The organism is Actinoplanes sp. NPDC026623 (genome assembly GCF_040638275.1).
Classification (GTDB): domain Bacteria; phylum Actinomycetota; class Actinomycetes; order Mycobacteriales; family Micromonosporaceae; genus Actinoplanes.
This window is the reverse complement of record NZ_JBEZXZ010000186.1, coordinates 1-17,804: the sequence shown is the minus strand read 5'-3', so window position 1 is coordinate 17,804 and position 17,804 is coordinate 1. Positions and strand designations below refer to the sequence as shown.

At 73.4% G+C, this 17,804-nt stretch carries 20 protein-coding genes and 1 pseudogene; 9 read left to right on the top strand and 12 right to left on the bottom strand.

Annotated elements, in window-relative coordinates; translation table 11 throughout:
* Positions 1-889: 889 nt before the first annotated feature.
* A complete protein-coding gene (locus AB0F10_RS35950; protein ID WP_360635745.1) occupies positions 890-2,713 on the bottom strand; it encodes a HAMP domain-containing sensor histidine kinase in 1,824 nt (607 codons plus the stop codon).
* On the bottom strand, positions 2,710-3,417 hold the full coding sequence (locus AB0F10_RS35945; protein ID WP_360635742.1) for a response regulator transcription factor: 708 nt from the start codon (positions 3,415-3,417) through the stop codon (positions 2,710-2,712). Before AB0F10_RS35945 ends, AB0F10_RS35950 begins: the two co-directional genes overlap by 4 nt.
* Before the next feature lie 91 nt (positions 3,418-3,508).
* On the opposite strand from AB0F10_RS35945, the gene AB0F10_RS35940 reads away from it, so the two are divergent.
* The 3 genes from AB0F10_RS35940 to AB0F10_RS35930 are packed head-to-tail and all read left to right on the top strand — an operon-like array spanning position 3,509 to position 6,554.
* Positions 3,509-4,663 (top strand): efflux RND transporter periplasmic adaptor subunit, encoded by a 1,155-nt coding sequence (locus tag AB0F10_RS35940; RefSeq protein ID WP_360635739.1) that lies wholly within the window; start codon positions 3,509-3,511, stop codon positions 4,661-4,663.
* Positions 4,664-4,698: 35 nt separating this feature from the next.
* The gene (locus AB0F10_RS35935; protein ID WP_360635748.1) at positions 4,699-5,352 is read left to right on the top strand and encodes an ABC transporter ATP-binding protein; all 654 of its coding nucleotides are present in this window, start codon (positions 4,699-4,701) and stop codon (positions 5,350-5,352) included.
* A complete protein-coding gene (locus AB0F10_RS35930) occupies positions 5,349-6,554 on the top strand; it encodes an ABC transporter permease (RefSeq protein ID WP_360635736.1) in 1,206 nt (401 codons plus the stop codon). The genes AB0F10_RS35935 and AB0F10_RS35930 overlap by 4 nt, the downstream gene beginning before the upstream one ends.
* Positions 6,555-6,584: 30 nt before the next feature.
* On the opposite strand, the gene AB0F10_RS35925 is transcribed toward AB0F10_RS35930, so the two are convergent.
* Together AB0F10_RS35925 and AB0F10_RS35920 are read right to left on the bottom strand one after the other, a co-directional pair.
* Positions 6,585-7,151, bottom strand: coding sequence for a hypothetical protein (locus AB0F10_RS35925; RefSeq protein WP_360635734.1), 567 nt, complete (start codon positions 7,149-7,151; stop codon positions 6,585-6,587).
* Positions 7,152-7,226: 75 nt separating this feature from the next.
* On the bottom strand, positions 7,227-7,649 hold the full coding sequence (locus tag AB0F10_RS35920; protein ID WP_360635731.1) for a nitroreductase family deazaflavin-dependent oxidoreductase: 423 nt from the start codon (positions 7,647-7,649) through the stop codon (positions 7,227-7,229).
* Positions 7,650-7,760: 111 nt separating this feature from the next.
* On the opposite strand from AB0F10_RS35920, the gene AB0F10_RS35915 reads away from it, so the two are divergent.
* The gene (locus AB0F10_RS35915) at positions 7,761-7,991 is read left to right on the top strand and encodes a barstar family protein (RefSeq protein WP_360635728.1); all 231 of its coding nucleotides are present in this window, start codon (positions 7,761-7,763) and stop codon (positions 7,989-7,991) included.
* A 4-nt stretch (positions 7,992-7,995) separates the two neighbouring features.
* On the opposite strand, the gene AB0F10_RS35910 is transcribed toward AB0F10_RS35915, so the two are convergent.
* Together AB0F10_RS35910 and AB0F10_RS35905 are read right to left on the bottom strand one after the other, a co-directional pair.
* Positions 7,996-8,715 (bottom strand): hypothetical protein, encoded by a 720-nt coding sequence (locus AB0F10_RS35910; RefSeq protein ID WP_360635725.1) that lies wholly within the window; start codon positions 8,713-8,715, stop codon positions 7,996-7,998.
* On the bottom strand, positions 8,712-9,437 hold the full coding sequence (locus AB0F10_RS35905; protein WP_360635722.1) for an ABC transporter ATP-binding protein: 726 nt from the start codon (positions 9,435-9,437) through the stop codon (positions 8,712-8,714). The genes AB0F10_RS35910 and AB0F10_RS35905 overlap by 4 nt, the downstream gene beginning before the upstream one ends.
* A gap of 134 nt (positions 9,438-9,571) precedes the next feature.
* Between AB0F10_RS35905 and AB0F10_RS35900 the strand changes: the two genes are divergently transcribed.
* Both AB0F10_RS35900 and AB0F10_RS35895 read left to right on the top strand, forming a co-directional pair.
* On the top strand, positions 9,572-10,717 hold the full coding sequence (locus AB0F10_RS35900; protein WP_360635719.1) for a histidine kinase: 1,146 nt from the start codon (positions 9,572-9,574) through the stop codon (positions 10,715-10,717).
* The gene (locus AB0F10_RS35895; protein ID WP_360635716.1) at positions 10,714-11,316 is read left to right on the top strand and encodes a response regulator transcription factor; all 603 of its coding nucleotides are present in this window, start codon (positions 10,714-10,716) and stop codon (positions 11,314-11,316) included. Before AB0F10_RS35900 ends, AB0F10_RS35895 begins: the two co-directional genes overlap by 4 nt.
* Before the next feature lie 3 nt (positions 11,317-11,319).
* Here AB0F10_RS35895 and AB0F10_RS35890 read toward each other — a convergent pair whose 3' ends face one another.
* The gene (locus tag AB0F10_RS35890) at positions 11,320-11,742 is read right to left on the bottom strand and encodes a PPOX class F420-dependent oxidoreductase (protein ID WP_360635713.1); all 423 of its coding nucleotides are present in this window, start codon (positions 11,740-11,742) and stop codon (positions 11,320-11,322) included.
* Positions 11,743-11,794: 52 nt separating this feature from the next.
* Positions 11,795-12,421 (bottom strand): DUF1349 domain-containing protein, encoded by a 627-nt coding sequence (locus tag AB0F10_RS35885; RefSeq protein WP_360635710.1) that lies wholly within the window; start codon positions 12,419-12,421, stop codon positions 11,795-11,797.
* Positions 12,422-12,568: 147 nt separating this feature from the next.
* On the opposite strand from AB0F10_RS35885, the gene AB0F10_RS35880 reads away from it, so the two are divergent.
* On the top strand, positions 12,569-12,703 hold the full coding sequence (locus AB0F10_RS35880; RefSeq protein ID WP_360635709.1) for a hypothetical protein: 135 nt from the start codon (positions 12,569-12,571) through the stop codon (positions 12,701-12,703).
* Between the two features lie 4 nt (positions 12,704-12,707).
* Here AB0F10_RS35880 and AB0F10_RS35875 read toward each other — a convergent pair whose 3' ends face one another.
* From AB0F10_RS35875 to AB0F10_RS35865, 3 genes are read right to left on the bottom strand one after another with little or no spacing between them, the layout of a single operon-like run.
* Positions 12,708-13,367: a response regulator transcription factor gene (locus AB0F10_RS35875; RefSeq protein ID WP_360635706.1), complete on the bottom strand. Its 660-nt coding sequence runs from the start codon at positions 13,365-13,367 to the stop codon at positions 12,708-12,710.
* Positions 13,364-14,518, bottom strand: a complete 1,155-nt coding sequence (locus AB0F10_RS35870) for a histidine kinase (RefSeq protein ID WP_360635703.1) — start codon at positions 14,516-14,518, stop codon at positions 13,364-13,366. Before AB0F10_RS35870 ends, AB0F10_RS35875 begins: the two co-directional genes overlap by 4 nt.
* Entirely contained in the window at positions 14,515-15,351 is an 837-nt protein-coding gene (locus AB0F10_RS35865; RefSeq protein ID WP_360635700.1) for a CPBP family intramembrane glutamic endopeptidase, read from the bottom strand. The genes AB0F10_RS35870 and AB0F10_RS35865 overlap by 4 nt, the downstream gene beginning before the upstream one ends.
* 238 nt (positions 15,352-15,589) lie before the next feature.
* On the opposite strand from AB0F10_RS35865, the gene AB0F10_RS35860 reads away from it, so the two are divergent.
* Positions 15,590-16,729 carry a cytochrome P450 gene (locus AB0F10_RS35860; RefSeq protein ID WP_360635697.1) on the top strand — a complete coding sequence of 380 codons (1,140 nt, stop codon included), beginning with the start codon at positions 15,590-15,592 and terminating at the stop codon, positions 16,727-16,729.
* A gap of 11 nt (positions 16,730-16,740) precedes the next feature.
* Here AB0F10_RS35860 and AB0F10_RS35855 read toward each other — a convergent pair whose 3' ends face one another.
* Positions 16,741-17,160: a hypothetical protein gene (locus AB0F10_RS35855; protein WP_360635694.1), complete on the bottom strand. Its 420-nt coding sequence runs from the start codon at positions 17,158-17,160 to the stop codon at positions 16,741-16,743.
* Between the two features lie 67 nt (positions 17,161-17,227).
* Between AB0F10_RS35855 and AB0F10_RS35850 the strand changes: the two are divergent.
* Positions 17,228-17,804: pseudogene (locus tag AB0F10_RS35850) on the top strand (hypothetical protein); the annotation flags it as partial.

Sequence of the window (17,804 nt, the reverse complement as noted above, 5' to 3'; positions counted from 1 at the left end):
CCGCTCGCTGCGGCGGCGCGGCCGGCCGCGGTGCGAGGCAGGGCCGCGATGCGGAGGGCACGCGCGGTGCAGCGGGCGACGCGGACGGGGTCGGCGACGGCGGTGCGGCCGACACTCGCGATACCGACCGCGACGCAGGCGCGGTGGGCACATGCGGCGCGGCGGGCACGCGCGGCGGGCGACACCGGCGGAGTCGGCGACGACGGTGCGGCCGACACTCGCGATACCAACCGCGACGCAGGCGCGGTGGGCACATGCAGCGCGGCAGGCACGCGCGGCGCGGCGGGAACGCGCGACGCAGGGGGTGAAGCGGGTCCGGCGGGCACTCGCGGTGCAGACGGCGACGCCGGTGGGCTGGGGCACGCCGGCACACTCTCGGGGGTGGACGCTGCCTGGGATGCAGAGCGACTCATGCGTAGGCGGCGAAGCTTCTCGCCGTGGCGTTGCTGAAGGCCCCATTTGCGATGACGCTCGTGCTCACGACGAAATTCTTCAGCGGCGGGAGAATAGTTCCGCTTCGCGGTCCGGTCCCGCATCGCCGCTAATTCCGACCTGCCGAACAATGACAACTGCCCCATGCAAAAATTCTCCCGCAACCCGCCCGGAAATGCCATATTTGATCATGCCAACAATTTCGGCAATAGCCTTTGTCGGACTCCGAGAAAATTCCTTCACAGTGCCATGCTCACCGAAAAGGTTGCGACTAACCTGTCCATGCCGTCGACAAAGGGCCATTCGCCCTCAGTTCATCAGCTCGCCGTTAGCGAGGAGCGGCGAGGGAGCGAGGAGCGGCCAGGCGAGAAGCGGCCAGGCGAGAAGCGGCCAGGCGAGAAGCGGCCAGGCGAGAAGCCAGGACGATGAGCCAGGACGAGTCATTCTGACCCGTAGATCACGCTTCGCGGGACGGGACCTGGTCCTCCGGTAGGCGGATGGTGAAGAGTGCGCCCCGGCCCGGCTCGCTCCGCACCTCGATGGTCCCGCCGTGCGCCTCGGTCAGCTGGCGGGCGATCGCGAGCCCCAGCCCGCTTCCGCCGGTGGTCCGGCTGCGGGACCTGTCGGCGCGCCAGAACCGGTTGAAGATCTTGTCGACGTGCTCGGCGGAGATGCCGGTGCCGGTGTCGCGCACGGTGATGGTCGTGTCGTGCGCGCCGATGGTGACCGTGCCGCCCCGGGGGGTGTGCCGGATGCCGTTCGAGACCAGGTTGCCGACCATCTGGCGCAGGCGTACGGGGTCGGCCCGCAGGACCGGCTCGTCCCGGACCTCGATCGCCAGGTGCACGCCGGCCGCGTGCGCGGTGCCGCGGTGGCTCTCGGCGACCTGGGTGACGACGTCGCGTACGTATGTCGGCTCCGGGTGGAGGCGCAGCGTGCCCGCGTCCGCGGCGGCGAGGTCGGTCAGGTCGTCGATGACGTGCTGCAGCAGGACCGCCTCCTCGTGCAGGAGGCCGAGCAGGTGCACGTCGGTGGGTGCGAGGCCGTCCTGTGCGGCCTCCAGCCAGCTGCGGATGTTGGTGAGCGGGGTGCGCAGTTCGTGCGCGACGTCGCTGACCATGGCGCGGCGCTGGGTCTCGGCCTGTTCGCGGCGGGCGGCCGAGTCGTTCAGCGCCTGTGCCAGGCGGCCGATCTCGTCGCGGGTGGAGACCGGGGCGGGGGTGTGCAGGTCGGCGGCCTCGGTAAGGGCGCGGAGCGGGCGGATCAGGCGCCGGCCGACCAGGATCGTGACGGCGATGGTGGCGAGCAGGACGGCGCCGGTGACCGTGGCGATCCGGGTGGTGTTCGCGGCGGACATGGTGAACCTGGTCTGGTCGGCGCCGGCGGCCGGGTCGGTGACGAACAGCAGCGCGGGCGGTGCGACGTACGGCTGCAGTTGGGTCCTTCGCGATTTTTCCACGCAGCTGCGGACGCGCGCGGCACCCTCGGCGGTCTGCGGCGCGGGGAGGCCGTCCTTGGATTCGAGGATGGAACCCGCGTCGGTGACGGGGCCTTTCGCCAGGTACGTCGAGTAGTCGGACTGGACCTGGACGTGGAGCGAGCCGTTTTCCAGGCCGAGGCAGCGGGTGGCGAGCAGGCCCAGCGACCGCAGCGCCTTCTGCTCGGTCCCGCTGGCCATGGTGGCCAGCACCTGGTGGCACAGCGGGGCGACGCCGGCGGGGTCGGAGACGGTCAGGGTGATCGCCGGCCGGCCGCTCGGGCGCTCCACGACCTTTCCGTCGAGGCCCCGCTTGCGCAGGCAGGTGAGTTCGTCCGCGGCCGCCTTGCGGAGGGTGGTGCGTTCGCCGGGTGGAACCCAGTACGGACCGACGGCCCGGCCGTCGATGCGGTCGGTGCCGCCGGTGAGGCCGGGGTCGAGGTTGAGCGGGTCCACCACGGCGGAGGGCCGGGCGGTGCGCAGCGACGGGCCGGCGGCCGAGTCGGCGATGACGACCCGGTCCTCGGTCATCAGGGTGATCCGGCGGTCCAGTTCGGCGGCCCGGGTGCGGATCAGGTCGGGGGCGCCGGACCAGTCGGGGTGGGTGGCCGCGTAGGCGACCAGCATGTCGTAGACGCCCTTGTCCTCGGTGAGGGAGCGGCCCCGCTCCTGGCTGATGGCCCGGGTGGCGGTGCGGGTGGCGAGCCACGCGGTCGCGCCGATCGCGGCGACGGCGATCAGGATGGAGGTGGCCAGGAGCTTGGTGACCAGGCTGTGCCGGGCCGGCACCCGGGTGCGGGTCACGGGGTGCCCGCCGGGCCGGTGGTGAGCTTGTAGCCGACGCCGTAGACGGTGATCAGCTGGGTGGGCCGCTGCGGGTCGGCCTCGATCTTGCGGCGCAGGTTCATGACGTGTACGTCGATGGTGCGCTCGGTGGAGCTGCGGTCGATCCCGCGCGTGTGGTGCAGCAGTTGCGCCCGGGTGAAGACCCGGTCGGGCTGTTCCGCCATGGCGGCCAGGATCGCGAACTCCCCGCGGGTGCACTCGATCGGCTCGCCGTCGACGCTGACGTGGTGGGTGAGCGGGTCGACGCCGAGCCGCCCGATCCGCCGCGGGCCGGGCCCGGCGGGTTCGGGCGCGCCCCGCGACGCGCGCCGCAGCAGCGTGCGGGCGCGCGCCATCAGCTCCCGCGGGCTGTACGGCTTGGTCAGGTAGTCGTCGGCCCCGAGTTCGAGGCCGAGCAGCAGGTCGTCCTCGGTGGTCCGCGCGGTCAGCATCAGGATCAGCACGTCCGACTCCCGCCGCAGCGTCCGGCACACGTGCAGGCCGTCCAGTCCGGGCATCATCACGTCCAGCACCACCAGGTCCGGGCGCAGCCGGCGGCCCTCGCCCAGGGCGGCCCGCCCGTCGTGCACCACCACGACGTCGTGACCCTCCGAGGCCAGGTACCGGCGGACCACCTCGGCCTGGCGGGGGTCGTCGTCTGCGACCAGTACCCGAGCACACATGGCGGCGATGATAGGCCCGCCCCGCGCGCGTAAAGAACGCCTTCCGGCATACCTGACAGGTTCCTAACGACCTCCGGCGACGCTCCTCGGTATGAATTCCGATCTTGACGTGGCGGCTACCGCGCCGCCGCGACGGCGCCGGACGGCGCGGTGGGTGGTCGCGGCGGTCGTGGTCGCGGCGGCGGCGGCCGGGTCGGTCGTCGTGGTGGCCCGGCACCTGGCCGGCCGTGCGGCGCCACCGGAGACGGCCGCGGTCACGACGGCGCGGCTGGAGCGCCGCGACCTGTCCACCACCAGGAAACTGTCCGGAAGCATCGGGTACGGGGCGGTACGCCCGGTGGCGGGGCACCGGGAGGCGACGGTGACGTGGCTGCCGCAGCCGGGCGCCACGATCAAGCGGGGCAGGCAGCTTTACCGGGCGGACGACCAGCCGGTCGTGCTGTTCTACGGCGACATGCCGCTGTTCCGCCCGATCGCCGGCCGCAACCTGGTGGGCCGCGACGTGCACATCATCGCGGTCAACCTGAGACGCCTCGGCTACTCGATCGGCCGTCAGCCCTCGGCCGGCGAATTCGTCACCACGGGCCCGGAGCCGGGTACGAAGAAGACCGAGCCGACGCGGGTGCCGGTGCGCGGCGGCGACGGCGTGCTCACCGCCGGCCTGATCGGCGCGATCAGGCGGTGGCAGGCCGACGCCGGGCTGACGGTGACCGGAGCCATCGCGGTGGGTGAGGTCGAGGTGCTCGCCGGTGCGGTGCGGGTGGATTCGGTCGAGGTGCAGCCGGGCTCGCCGGCGAACGTGCCGCTGATGTCGGTGACCTCGACCCGCAAGGTGATCACCGTGGCGGCCGAGCCGGCCGAAGCCGGGTCGATCGAGCGCGGCGCCCGGGTCACGGTCGGGCTGCCCGAGGACCGCACTGTCGGCGCCCGGGTGGTCTCCGTCGGCCGGAATCTCGCCGCCACCGACGACGGCCCGCCGAAGCTGACGGTGACGGTGACGGTCGACGACCCGAAGACCATCGCCCGGCTCGATTCCGCCGACGTCGACGTGAACGTCGCGGGCCGGACCGTCAAGGACGTGCTGGCCGCGCCGGTCGAGGCGCTGGTGGCCCTCACCGAGGGCGGATACGCCGTGCAGGGGCCGGCCGGCCTGGTCGCGGTCCGCACCGGCATGTTCGCCGACGGCTGGGTCGAGATCACCGGCGCCGGCCTCGCCGAGGGCACCGCCGTGGTGGTCTCGTCGTGACGGCGGAACCCGTCCTTTCCGTACGCGATGTCGCCATGGTCTATCCCGGCGGGGTGACCGCCCTGGCCGGCGTCAGCCTCGACATAGCCGCCGGCGAGATGGTCGCCGTCGTCGGGCCGTCCGGATCGGGCAAGTCGACGCTGCTCACCATCGCCGGCACGCTGGACCGCCCCACCTCGGGCACCGTTCGGATCGCCGGCCAGGACATCGCGACGCTCGGGGACCGGCACCTGTCCGCGCTCCGGGCCCGCGAGATCGGCTTCGTGTTCCAGCAGTTCCACCTCGCCGACGGGCTCAGCGCCGTCGACAACATCGCCACCGGGCTGCTCTACGCGGGGGTTCCGCGCCGGCACCGCCGCGAGCGGGCCATGCACGCCCTGGCCCGGGTCGGCCTGGCACATCGGGCCGGTCATCGGCCGCGGCAGCTGTCCGGCGGCGAGCGGCAGCGCGTCGCGATCGCCCGCGCGCTGGTCAACCGCCCGTCGCTGGTGCTGGCCGACGAGCCGACCGGCGCGCTGGACACCGCGACCGGGCAGGCGGTGCTGCGGCTGCTGCAACGGCTCAACGAGGAGGGCACCACCATCGTGCTGATCACCCACGACCGGGACATCGCGGCCACGCTGCCGCGGCAGATCGAGATCCGCGACGGGCGCCTGGTGCGCGACGGCGCGACGGGGGCCGGGCGATGACCGGATCCGCGCGTCCCGTCCGGCTGGCGACGCGGGACCTGCTCGGCCTGGGCCTGCTGGGCCTGCGCACGCGCCCGGGGCGGGCGTTCCTGTCCGCCCTCGGCATCGCGATCGGCATCGCCACGATGATCGTGGTGACCGGCATCCCGGCCTCCAGCCAGGCCGCGCTGCTCGACCGGCTCACCGCCCTGGGCACCAACAGCCTGCAGGCGGCGGCGTTGCCGGACCAGGATCCGCCCGCCGCGCTGCCCGAGTCGGCGGTCGCCATGGTCCGGCGGATCGGCCCGGTCACGGCGGTCAGCGCGGTCGCCAACACCCATTCTTTCGTACGCCGAAACGACCGCGTCGACCCGCGCGACGGCTCCGGGCTGACGGTGCTGGCGAGCCGCCTCGACCTGCCGTACACGATCAATGCGCGGATCCGGGCCGGCACCTGGCTGACCGAGGCGACCGGGAGGTTCCCCGCCGTGGTGCTGGGTTCGGTCGCGGCGACCCGGCTGGGCATCACCGACCTGCCCGCCGGCCGGGCCGCGCCGCAGGTGATGATCGACGATCAGCGGTTCGTCGTCCTCGGCATCCTGGCCGCCACTCCCCTGTCGCCGGACATCGACCGCTCGGTGCTGATCGGCTGGGAGGCGGCGCGCACCGGGCTGCACTTCGACGGCCATCCGACGGTGCTCTACGTCAGGTGCGAGGAGTCGCAGCTCGAGGCGGTGCGCGGCGTGCTCGCGGAGACGATCTTCCCGCAGCGGCCCGGTCAGGTGGTCGTCACCCGGCCCTCTGACGCGCTGGCCGCCAAGCGGGCCGCCGAGAGCAGCTTCTCGGTGCTGTTCCTCGCCCTCGCCGCGGTGGCGCTGCTCGTCGGCGGCATCGGCGTGGCCAACACGATGGTCGTCGCGGTCCTGGAACGGCGCTCGGAGATCGGCCTGCGGCGCGCGCTCGGCGCCACCCGCGGCCAGATCCGGGGCCAGTTCCTCTGCGAGTCGGTGGCGCTCGCCACGATCGGCGGCCTGGCCGGCACCGCGCTGGGCCTGCTCGTCACGATCGGCTACGCGACCTGGCAGGCCTGGCCGCTGGTGGTGCCGGCCGGGTCGGCGACCGCCGGGGTGGGCGGTGCCGTCGTCATCGGCGTGCTCGCGGGCGTCTATCCCTGCGTACGCGCGGCCCGCCTGACCCCGACGCAGGCCCTGGCCGCCGCCTGAGAAACCCGAGCGCGGCGGCCATCGGCCGGGTCACCGAGCGGCGGCGACCTCGCGTTCGCATTCGGGTGCGAGGTCCATTCCCATGCTGATCGAACGGGAGTCGTTGTGCTCGCCGCCGAGCGAGTAGCTGAGGCCGTCGGAGCCGACCTCGACGAGCTTGACGCCCTTCTTCTTGAGGCACTTGACCACGGCGACGGCGAAGTCGCGCGCCTCCGGGTTGGCCGGGTCCTTCTCCCAGGGCGGCAGCGGGTAGTACTGCGCCTCGCAGACCCGGAACGCCTCATCCAGCTTCTGCTGCCCGGGGCCGGCCTCGGTGCCGGACGTCACCTTGTCGGCCGCCTTCTTCGCGTCCAGTTCGTCGTAGCCACGCCCCTTGAGGCATTTGCGGAACGGGCCCATCATGGCCTCGAACTCCTCGGGCGTGGTGTCGAGCCGCTCGCGCGGGCGCTGCGCGGCGGCCGAGGCGGACGGCTCGGCCGCCGGACTGGCCAGGGTCGCGACCTTCGCCCCGCCGCCCCGCGCCGCCTGCGGCGAACCGCACGCCGACGTGGCGGCCAGCGCCGCCGCGGCCACCGCCAGCACGAAATTCCTACCCATGAAGGTGCCTCCCGCTTCGGCCCGGGACGGTCCCGGGCGAAGCGGTCAGCCTTTCCGGCGGAAGTCAGGAACGTGTCAGGAACTGCGGGTGAGTTCGAGGACGGGGATGGTACGGATTCCGGCGGTCTTCTCCGCGTATTCCGCGAAGCCGGGATAGCGGCCGGCCTGCGTGTCGTATCGGCTGTCGCGTTCCTCGCCGGTCAGTTCCCGCACTCGTACCGGGTAGGTATGTGTGCCGCGTTCGACGGTGGCCTGGCCGGCCGCGACGAGGTTGTAATACCAGTCGGGGTTCTCCGGCGCGCCTGCCTTCGAGGCGAAAACGTAGATGACGTCGTCGTCGGATTCGTGCGGCAGATACATCATCGGGCTGACGAATTCGCGTCCGGTCTTGCGGCCGCGGTGGTGCACCAGCACCATGGGCGCCCCGGCGAAGGGCCCGCCGACGTTGCCGCCGTTGGCTCGGAACTCGTCGATGACATTGGCGTTCCAGTCGCTCATCGCACCTACCTAGTCTTTCGTACGTGTAGAACCGGGAAGTTCATCTTTCCCTCTGCGCGCCGCGGGCATGCCGCGAACGACGTATCAACAGGCTTGGCGGGCAGCGACCCGATGGAGCCGCTCCCGGGTGGCTATTTCGGGTGGAACCTCGACGCCCTCGTCGACTGCCTGCGCGGCGGTTTCGGCGCGCGGACACCGCTGCGGCTGGCCTGGCACGACTCGGCCGTCGCCCGGGAGCACCTGGTGGACGGCTACGACCGGCGCCGGCTGGGGCCGGCCGTCTCCCTGTCGTACCTGCTGGATCTTCTCGTTGCGGGCCGGGTCGAGATCGACCTGCGCTGAGGTGTCAGCGGCGGGGTTGCCAGGCGAACAGGCGCAGGGCGAGCGGCGCGGCCAGCGCCAGCATCAGGCCCAGCGCCAGCAGGGCGGGCAGCACCGGCAGGGCCTCCCAGCCGGATCTGGTCAGCTGCGCGACCGGCACACCGGGCAGCGCGAGCATGGCGAGGCCGGCGTCGCCCGCCGGCCGCACCGCGACCCAGTAGCCACCGCCGACGATGGCGAGCGCGAACGGCACGGTGGTGAACTGCGCGTACTCGGGGGATGCGGTGAACGCGGCGGTGCCGACCGCGAGCACGCCCGCCAGCGCGGTGCCGGCGAACAGCGCCAGCACGGGCGGCAGCGGCCGGGCCGGCGCCGGTGCCCCCGCCGCAGCCACGATGGCGAACAGCAGCGCCGCCTGAAGCAGCGTCAGCACGATCGCCGGCGCGAGCACGCCCGCGATGATCGCGCCGTCGCGGGCGCCGGACAGCCGCAGGCGTTTGAGCACGAACTGCTGGCGTCGCGCGGCAAGCGCCGTGGTGCCCGCCGTGTACGCCGTGAGTGCCATCAGCGTCACCACGACCAGCGCGGCCGTCGCGCCGTCCCCGGCCGTCCCCGTGTCGGACTCGGCCCAGACCAGCAGCGCGCCGAGCGCGGTCGGCAGCGCACCCGCCAGCACCACGGCCGGCACGCTGCGGGTGAGCATGCGCAACTCGGCGCCGGCGATGAGCAGCGCCGGCGCCGTCACGAGTTCACCCCGGAGCCCGCGATCCGGTGGAAGACCTCGGTCAGCGATCCGGAGCGGCGGACCTCGGCGGTCGCGGCGCACAGCGCGAGCCGCCCCGCGTCCATGATGGCCACCCGGTCCGCCAGCGTCTCGGCCTCCTCCAGGTAGTGCGTCGTGAACAGGATCGTGGTGCCGCGCCGCGAACGGTTCCGCAGCACCTGCCAGGCGTCGCGGCGGGACTGGGGGTCCAGGCCCGAGGTGGGCTCGTCGAGGATCAGCAGCTGCGGGTCGCCGCAGAGCGCGACGGCGAGATCCAGCCGGCGGCGCTCGCCGCCGGAGAGCTGCCGCACCCGCCGGGTGGCCCGCCGGGTCAGCCCCACCTCATCGAGCAGCGCGGCGGCGGTCCCGGCCACGTCGCGGCTGCCCCGCAGGCGCAGCCACAGCCGCAGGGTCTCGCCGACCGTGAGGTCGGGGGCGCAGCCGCTCTCCTGCATGACCACCCCCACCTCGCCGGCGAGGGCGCGCCGCGCGGAGGGGTCGTGCCCGAGCACCCGGATCGTGCCGGCGGCGGCCCGGCGCTCCCCCAGCAGCAGCTCCAGCGCGGTCGTCTTGCCGGCGCCGTTGGTGCCCAGCAGCGCGAACAGGTCGCCGCGGCCGACGGTGAGGTCCAGGCCGCGGATCACCTCGGTCCCGCCGTACGCGAAGCGCAGGCCGGTGCAGTCGATGACGCTCTGTGAAGTCATGTGCCGAGTCTCGGCGGGCCCCCGGTCGCGCGGTAGTGACGTCGCGGCACCGGGGCTGATGACAAACGTCATGACCTGTCGGTTTCCCCCGGCCGGTATCCCCCGACCGCGCTCCCAGGCCGCATCATGGGTGCGTGACCGCCGCCGCACCGACCTCGACCGGCCTGGTGCCGCTGCGCCGGCTGACCTGGTGGGGCACCCTCGGCTGCCTGGTGCTGATCGTCGTCATCGTCGTGCCCCAGGTGGCGCCGATCCGGCCGGTGACCGTGCAGGTGTCGTTGATCGCCGCCGCGGCCCTGGTGTGCGCGGCGGCGGCCCGCTACTTCGCCGTGGCGATCCAGGAGGCCGGCCCGCCGCGGTGGCAGCTCGCCGCGGTTGCGGCGCTGGCCGGCGGCGCGGTCGTCGCGCTGCCCAACGGCGCCGCGGCGGGCGGGTTCCCCCTGGTGCTGCCGCTCGCGGCGCTCATCGCGGGAGTCTGGGCCGGCACCGCCTGGCCCCGGCGGTGGGTGCTGCCCGCCGGCGCCGCCGTCACGTTCGTGGCATCGGGGCTCGGGTCGTCGGCGGCCTCCTGGACGGCGCCGGCGACGGACGCCGCCATCGCGATGCTGTGCGCGGCAGGGTTGTACTCCCAGGTCTGGGTGTTGCGGGTCGCCCAGCGGCTCGACCGGGCGCACCGGCTCGAGCGGGCCGCGGCGCTCGCCGAGGAGCGGCTGCGGTTCGCCGCCGACCTGCACGACATCCAGGGGCACAGCCTGCAGGTCATCGCGCTCAAGAGTGAGCTTGCCGAGCGGCTGGCGGGCGCCGACCCGGCGCGCGCCGTCGCGGAGATGCGCGAGGTGCAGGCCCTGGCCCGGCAGGCCCTCGGCGACACCCGCGAGGTGGTGCGCGGCTATCGCGCCGTCTCGCTCGACACGGAGATCACCAACGCGGTCCGGGTGCTCAACGCCGCCGGCATCGAGTCGAGCCTGGACCGGGCCGGGTCGCTCCCGCCGCTGTCCTCCGCCGCGGAGAACCTGCTGGGGCTCGTCGTGCGGGAATGCACCACCAATGTGCTGCGGCACAGCGCGGCCCGGCGCTGCACGGTGTCGCTGGCGCCGGGCCCGGGCGGGGTGCGGCTGCGGTTCACCAACGACGCGCCGCTGGGCGACACGGACGCGGAGCCGGGCGGCCTCGCCGTCCTCGCGGACCGGCTGGCGGCCGCCGGCGGGCGCCTGGACCGGAGCCGGACGGCGGACGAGTTCACCGTGAGCGCACACCTGCCCGCGGACGCGGACCGGTGATCCGGCTCCTGCTCGCCGACGACGAGGACCTGCTGCGCGGCGCCCTCGGGACGCTGCTGGGCCTGGAACCGGATTTGCGCGTGGTGGGCGAGGCCGCCGACGGCCTCGCCGCGGTCCGGGTCGCCCTGCGGGTTCGCCCCGACCTGGCGGTGCTGGACCTGGAAATGCCGCCGGGCGACGGGCTGCAGGCCGCCACGGACATCCGGATCCGGCTGGGCATCCCGGTCGTGCTGGTCACCCGGCACGCCCGCCCGGCGGTGCTGCGCCGGGCGCTGGCCGCCGGGGTACGCGGCTTCGTGCCCAAGACCACGCCCGCCACCCGGCTCGCCGAGATCATCCGCACGGTGCACGCGGGGCGGCGCTACGTCGATCCGGAGATCGCGGCGAGCGCCCTGACCGAGGACGACTGCCCGCTGACCGCCCGCGAGCTCGAGATCCTGCGCATCGCCCGCAGCGGCGTACCGATCACGGAGATCGCCGCCGCGGTGCATCTGGCGCCGGGGACGGTGCGCAACTACCTGTCGGCGGCCATGGCCAAGCTGGGCGCCGCCACCCGGCACGCCGCCGCCCATCACGCCTGGGAACAGGGCTGGATCTGACCGTCAGTTGACGTTGACGTTGCGGACGTTCGGGACCAGGTCGTGTGCGTCGCTGTCCGGCTGGTCGAGGCCGAAGCTCAGGATCCGCCGGGGACGGACCCGGATGATCGGATCGGCCGAGCCGTACGCCGAGTCGGTGGGATGCTCGATCGCCTCGGCCGTGCCCCGGATCTCCAGGCACCGGACCCGCCAGGGGCTGATCGACGGCAGGTCGTCGATGACGAACGCGACCTCGCCGTTGTCGGCGACATTGCGGAACTTGCGGCTCGCGGCCATGGTGAAGCCGCCGATGTCGATCGTTGCGAGGTCCGGCTGGTACCTGAAGCCGACCGGGTTGTTCTGCAGGGTCCCGTCCGGGCGTTTCGTGGCCAGCCGGCCGAGGCGCTGCCCGGCGAGGTAAGCGAGTTCGATCTGTGTGAACGACATGCGCCCAGGCTGCAAGTTGAACCTGGGTTGAGGTCAAGCGCCGGTCTGCGGATCAGGATCCGTCGCGCAGATCCGCGAGACTCCGGCCGGAGAACCGGATGTCGGTGAAGGCCACCGCGCATCCGTCGCCGGTCGGCGACTGCACCTCGAAGCCGATCCGGTGTCCGGACACGTCGTCGCCCAGCGCGAAGACCCGGATCAGCCGCCACGTCTCGCCGTCCGTCGATGCGTGGTAGACGTAGACGCGGCCCATGCGGGACACCCGGAGCCACACCGACCGTTCCGCCACGGTGAAGGCGTTGGCGTCGTCGGAGACCTCGCGGGTGACGACCGAGACCACCATCGGCTCGGCGTCGGGCGAGAACTCGAAACAGAACTTGGCCCAGTGCCGCTCGTCGATCCAGAGGAGCAGCACCCCCGCGTCGAACTGGGACCGGAAGTCGACGGTGACCCGGGCGCTCAGCTGGAAGTCGCCGTCCGGCGGCACGCCGAGCAGGGTCGCCGCGTTGAGCATCGACTCGGCGTCCGCCGAATCCTCGCCGCCCGGATTCACGTAGAAGTCGGTGTGCGCCGGAGCGTCGGCCAGCACCGCGCCGCCCTCGTCCCGCCGCCAGACCCCGGGATGCGACGCCACCAGGGGGAACGGAAGCTCGGGCACCTTGATCACGTCGTCGTCCATGAATCGCCTTCCCCGTCGATCGGCTCGTCGCCATCCTGCCGCACCACCGGCCGCGCTTCAACCACGCCGAGTCGGTCCACGAAGGCCTGTCCGGGCGCGTCGCTGTTACGGTGCCCACCGTCGGATCGAACGAAGCCGAGGTGGAGGGTGGTTGTCGACGAGCCGTACCTCGAACATGACCTGAACAGCCGGCTGGAAGACCTGGCGTTCATCGGAATTCCGGCCGTCCTCGGCATCGGCATCCTGCTGGCGGTCAAGCGCGCCGGCGGTCGCGGAGCCTGAGCGCTCAGCTCACCAGGTCATTGCGGTACGCGTAGATCACCGCCTGGACGCGGTCGCGGAGGTCGAGCTTGGCGAGGATGCGGGACACGTACGTCTTGACGGTCTCCTGGCTGATCACCAGCGCCGCGGCGATCTCGCCGTTGGACAGGCCGGCGGCGATCAGCCGCAGCACCTCCAGTTCGCGCGGGGTGAGCGCCGCGGCGGGCGGGCGGCCCTCGGCGGGGCGGATCCGCGCCGCGTACCGGCCGACGAGCTGCCGGGTGACCTCGGGCGCCAGCAGCGCGGCTCCGGTCGCCACCGTGCGGATGCCGTGCAGCAGTTGCGCCGGCGGGGCGTCCTTGAGCAGGAAGCCGCTCGCACCCGCGCGCAGCGCCTCATAGACGTACTCGTCGAGGTTGAACGTTGTCACCATGAGCACCTTGACGGGATCGGCCACCCCGGCGCCGGCGAGCAGGCGGGTCGCCTCGATGCCGTCGAGCACCGGCATCCGCACGTCCATCACCACCACGTCGGGGCGCAGCCGCGCGGCGAGCCCGACCGCGGTGCGGCCGTCCCCGCATTCGCCAACCACCTCGAGGTCGGGCTGGGCGTCGACGATGGTGGTGAAGCCGGTGCGGATCAGCGCCTGGTCGTCGCAGATCAGCACGCGTACCGGTGCGGTCACGACGGGGTCCCGGTGGGTATCCGCGCCCGCACGACGAAGTCGCCGCCCTCGTGCCGTCCCGCGGTGAGCTCGCCGCCGAGCACACCGACCCGCTCGCGGAGCCCGGCGAGGCCCCGCCCGCTCCCGCCCGGGGACGCGGAGTGCGACCCCGAGCCCGCGCTGCTGACCGCCACGCTGATCTCCTTCGCGCCGTACCGGACGTGGACCACGGTGCGGGCGCCGTGGTCGTGCTTGAGGGCGTTCGTCAGGGCTTCCCGCACGACCCGGTAGGCCGTCGCCTCGGCGCTGCCCGCCGGCTCCCGCGGCCGGCCGTCCTCGGTGAACTCCACCGGCTGGCCGGCCCGCCGGGTCTGCTCGACCAGGGTGCCGAGCTCGCCGGGGGACGGCGCGGCTGTCCCCGTACCGTGGTCCGGGTTGAGCAGGTCGAGCATCTGCCGCAGGTCCGCGATGGCCCGCCGGCCGGTGTCGGTGATCGCGGCCAGGTTCCGTTCGAGCCGGTCGGGCGCGGCGGTCAGGTAGCGTGCCGCCTCGGCCTGCACCACCATCGCCGTCACGTGGTGGGTCACGACGTCGTGCAGTTCGCCGGCGATCCGGGTGCGTTCCTCGGCGCGGGTGCTCGCCTCCAGGCGCAGCCGCCGCTCCTCCTCGGCCGCCCGGGTCTGGCGCAGCCACGAACCGGCGCACCAGGCGATGGACAGGACCAGGAAGAACGTCGTGAACCCGGCCACGCCCTCGCCCGATCCGAGCCGGTCCAGCGAGATCGCCAGCGACACGTACGCCGCGCTGACCGCCAGCAGGACCAGCCGGCGGTGCCGCTCGACATGGGCGCCGGCGCTCAGCAGCGCGAAGAACAGCGCGGTGCCGGCAACCGTGTGATAGCCGCGAAGCTGGTCGATCGCGAAGCCGAGCGACACCAGGGCGAGGCAGACGACCGGCCGGCGCCGGCGGACGGCGAGCGGCAGGCATTCCAGCAGGATCACCAGGACGGTCAGCCCGTCGAAGGGTCGCTGCGGCAGATCACCCAGCTGGGTTCCGCGGCTGTCCAGGACCGGTGTCACCGAGGCGACGGCGAGCGCCAGCGCCAGCGGGAGGTCCCGGACCGTGACGTCCTGCCGCCGCCACAGTTCCGAGGCCCGCCGGGGGTCGATCACCGGGAAACTGTAGCGGTCGGCCGCGCGCCGTCCGCGCGACGGCGGCGCGGGACGAGGTTGCCGCGGCGGCGGGCCAGCCACAGGAACACCAGGGTCAGCGCCGCGCCGGCGCCGACCGCGTACAGGCTCGCCTCGGGTCCGAAGTCTCCGCCGGTGGCCAGGGCCGAGCCGGACAGGGTGGACTCCAGCAGGCCCTTCGACTCGCCGTTTCCGGAGACCACCGCGCCGAAGACGGCGCCGAGGGCGAGGTTCCAGCCGAAGTGCAGGCCGATCGGCACCCACAGGTTGCGGGTGGCGGCGTAGCAGGCGGCGAGCATGAAGCCGGCCTCGATCGCGATGGAGATCGCGCCCCACAGGGTGGCGTCCGGGTTGAACAGGTGGGCCAGGCCGAACGCCGCGCCGGTCAGCAGCAGCGCGATCCAGGTGCCGGTGCGTTCCTCGATGACGCGGAACAGCACGCCGCGGAACAGCAGCTCCTCGCTCACGGCCGCGGCGGCCATGAACCCGAAGAGCCCCAGCGCCCCGGTGATCGAGCCGAAGCCGTCGACGCGGTAGTCGCCGAGGAGGGCGATGTTGAGGACGACGGCCGCGGCCATGCCGGTCCCGATGAGCATCCCCCGGACGATCCGGCGGGCGGCACCGGCCCGGGCCACCTCGGTGGGCGCGCGGTGTTCGGTACGCCGTACCACCCAGGCGTAGACGAGGACCGCGAGCACGGCGGTGAGCAGGCCGAGGGTCAGGGTGAGCAGGGCGTTGCCCGCCACCGCGCTGACGGCCTGGCCGCCGGCGAAGGCCACCGCCGCGACGGCCAGCAGTTGTTTTATCAGTCGCATGTCGACTCCTCCATAGATCCGCGGCCGGAGCGCCGCGGCTACCGAGAAAGCTATGGAAACGCCTGCCCGGAATCGTCACCGCGCGGTGGACACTTGCGGGTAGCTCGCTCGGGGGACCCCGCGCCCGGGTGGCGAAGTGGCGCCGGGTGTGATTGCATTCTGAATCGAAGGTCGGGCATCTTCCCCCGTGGATGCCCGACCTTTCTTTTCGGGAGTTCCCACAGGGCGGTGTCACGCGATGAGCACGGGCTCACCTCCGGCGTCCGAGGCGTTCCTCAACCCGGCCCCGGTCTCCCGGGCGGACCTGCCGGACGGGTCGCCCGTCTGGCTGGTGACCCGCTACACGGACGTCCGCGCGCTGCTCGCCGACCCCCGGCTGTCGGTGAACAAGAGCAACGGCAACGGCAGTTGGAGCGGGTTCTCGCTGCCGCCGGCGCTGGACGCCAACCTGCTGAACATGGACCCGCCGGACCACACCCGGATCCGCAGGCTGGTGTCGCAGGCGTTCACCCCGCGCCGGGTGGAGAACCTGCGCCCGCGCATCCAGGAGACCGCCGACGCCCTGCTGGACGAGCTCGCCGGCCAGGACGAGGCCGACCTCGTGCGCGACTACGCCGGCCCGCTCCCGGTGGCGGTCATCTCCGACCTGCTGGGCGTGCCGGAGCCGGACCGGAACGACTTCCGGTCCTGGACCGACGCGATGGTCAGCCCGCCGGCGCGGGACCGCGCCGCGGCGGGGCGCGCCGTCTTCACCATCCACGCCTATCTCGAGAAGCTGCTCGCGGCCAAGCGGACCGATCCCGCCGATGACCTGCTCTCCGCGTTGATCGCCGCGCGGGACGACGGCGACCGTCTCACCGAGGACGAGCTGACGTCGCTGGCGTTCCTGCTGCTGTTGGCCGGCTACGAGAACACCGTGCACGCCATCGGGACTTCGCTGTTCACGCTGTTGCGCGAGTCCGCGTTCCCGCCCGACCCGGCGCACCTGGGCTCGACCATCGAGGAGCTGCTGCGATTCGAGCCGCCGGCCCCCGTGGTCCTGCGGCGCTTCCCGACCGAGGACGTCGACGTCGCCGGCGTGGTGGTGCCGCGCGGCGAGACCGTGCTGCTCGTCGTGGCCGCGGCCAACCGCGACCCGGAGGCCTTCCCCGCGTCCGACGAGGTCCGGCCGGGGCGCCCCGGCGCGCATCTCAGCTTCGGTCACGGCATCCACTACTGCCTGGCGGCTCCGCTGGCCCGCGTCGAGCTCGAGGTGGCCGTCGGCACGGTGGCGCGCCGCTTCCCCCGGATGCGGCTGGCCACGCCGGCCGGCGAGGTCCGCTGGCGGCCGTCCTTCCGCACCCGCGGGCTCGTCGCCCTGCCGGTGACCCTGGGCTGAACCGCCGAGGGTCAGAAGCGGACCCCTCCGTGCCGGTATCCGCTCAGCGTGTCGGCGGTCTTGGCCACCAGCGCGGCGCCCAGGTCGACGCCCAGATATTCGGACAGCTCGAGGGTCCGGATCAGGATGTCGGCAAGCTCCAGGCTCAGGGCGTCGCCGGGCCGGCGCGCCGCCGGATCCAGGTCCAGCGACCGGCTGCGGATCTCCTGCAGCGCCTCGCTCACCTCGCTCTGCAGCAGGGCCATCCTGGTCGCCGCGACGTAGGCCCGGCCGGCCGGATGGGCCGCCGCCACCTCGTCGGCCCCGGAGAACAGGTCGATGCCGCGGGCGTACTCGTGTGCGCTGCGCTGCGCGGCCGGCAGCACCGCCGCCAGCGCCTCGATGTGCCGCAGGATCTCGCTCACCGCCACCCCCAGTTCTGCTTCGACCACCTTAGAGATCATCCCGCCTGACAACCGCACGGACGGCCGAGCCCCTCTAAGGAATGTGAATACTTTGATGGACGGAGCGAGGGCGCGACGGCGGCTGTTCGGGGTGCTGGCGGCGGGGGTGCTGCTGGCGCCGCTGACCGGGCCGGGCGCCGGCGTCGCGGCCGAGCCTGCGACGGCGGTCGCCGGGCAGGCGGGGCAGGCGCCCGGGAAGACCTACACGGTCACGCTGCTGACCGGGGACGTGGTAACCGTGCGGGCCAGATCGTCGGGCTGCCCGGAGGTGAGCGTACGCCCCGCCGCCGCCAGCGGCGTGCTGGCCCGCAGCTGCGGCCCCGACGGGCACGCGCACGTGGTGCCGGCCCGGGTCGCCCCGCTGATCGGCAAGGTGCTCGACCCGGCGCTGTTCGACGTGACCGCGCTGGTACGGGACGGCTACGACGACGCACACACCCGGGACCTGCCGCTGATCGTCCGCCCCGGCGGCGCGCAGCGCGGGCTTGCGGCCGATCCGCTGGTCGCCGGCCTGACGCACACCCGCGCGCTGCCCAGCATCGCGGCCGTCGCCGGCCGGGCCCCGAAGGCGAGGGGCGCCGGCCTCCTGCGCTCGTTGTCCGCCGGCTCGGCCCCGCGGCGCTCGGCGGCCG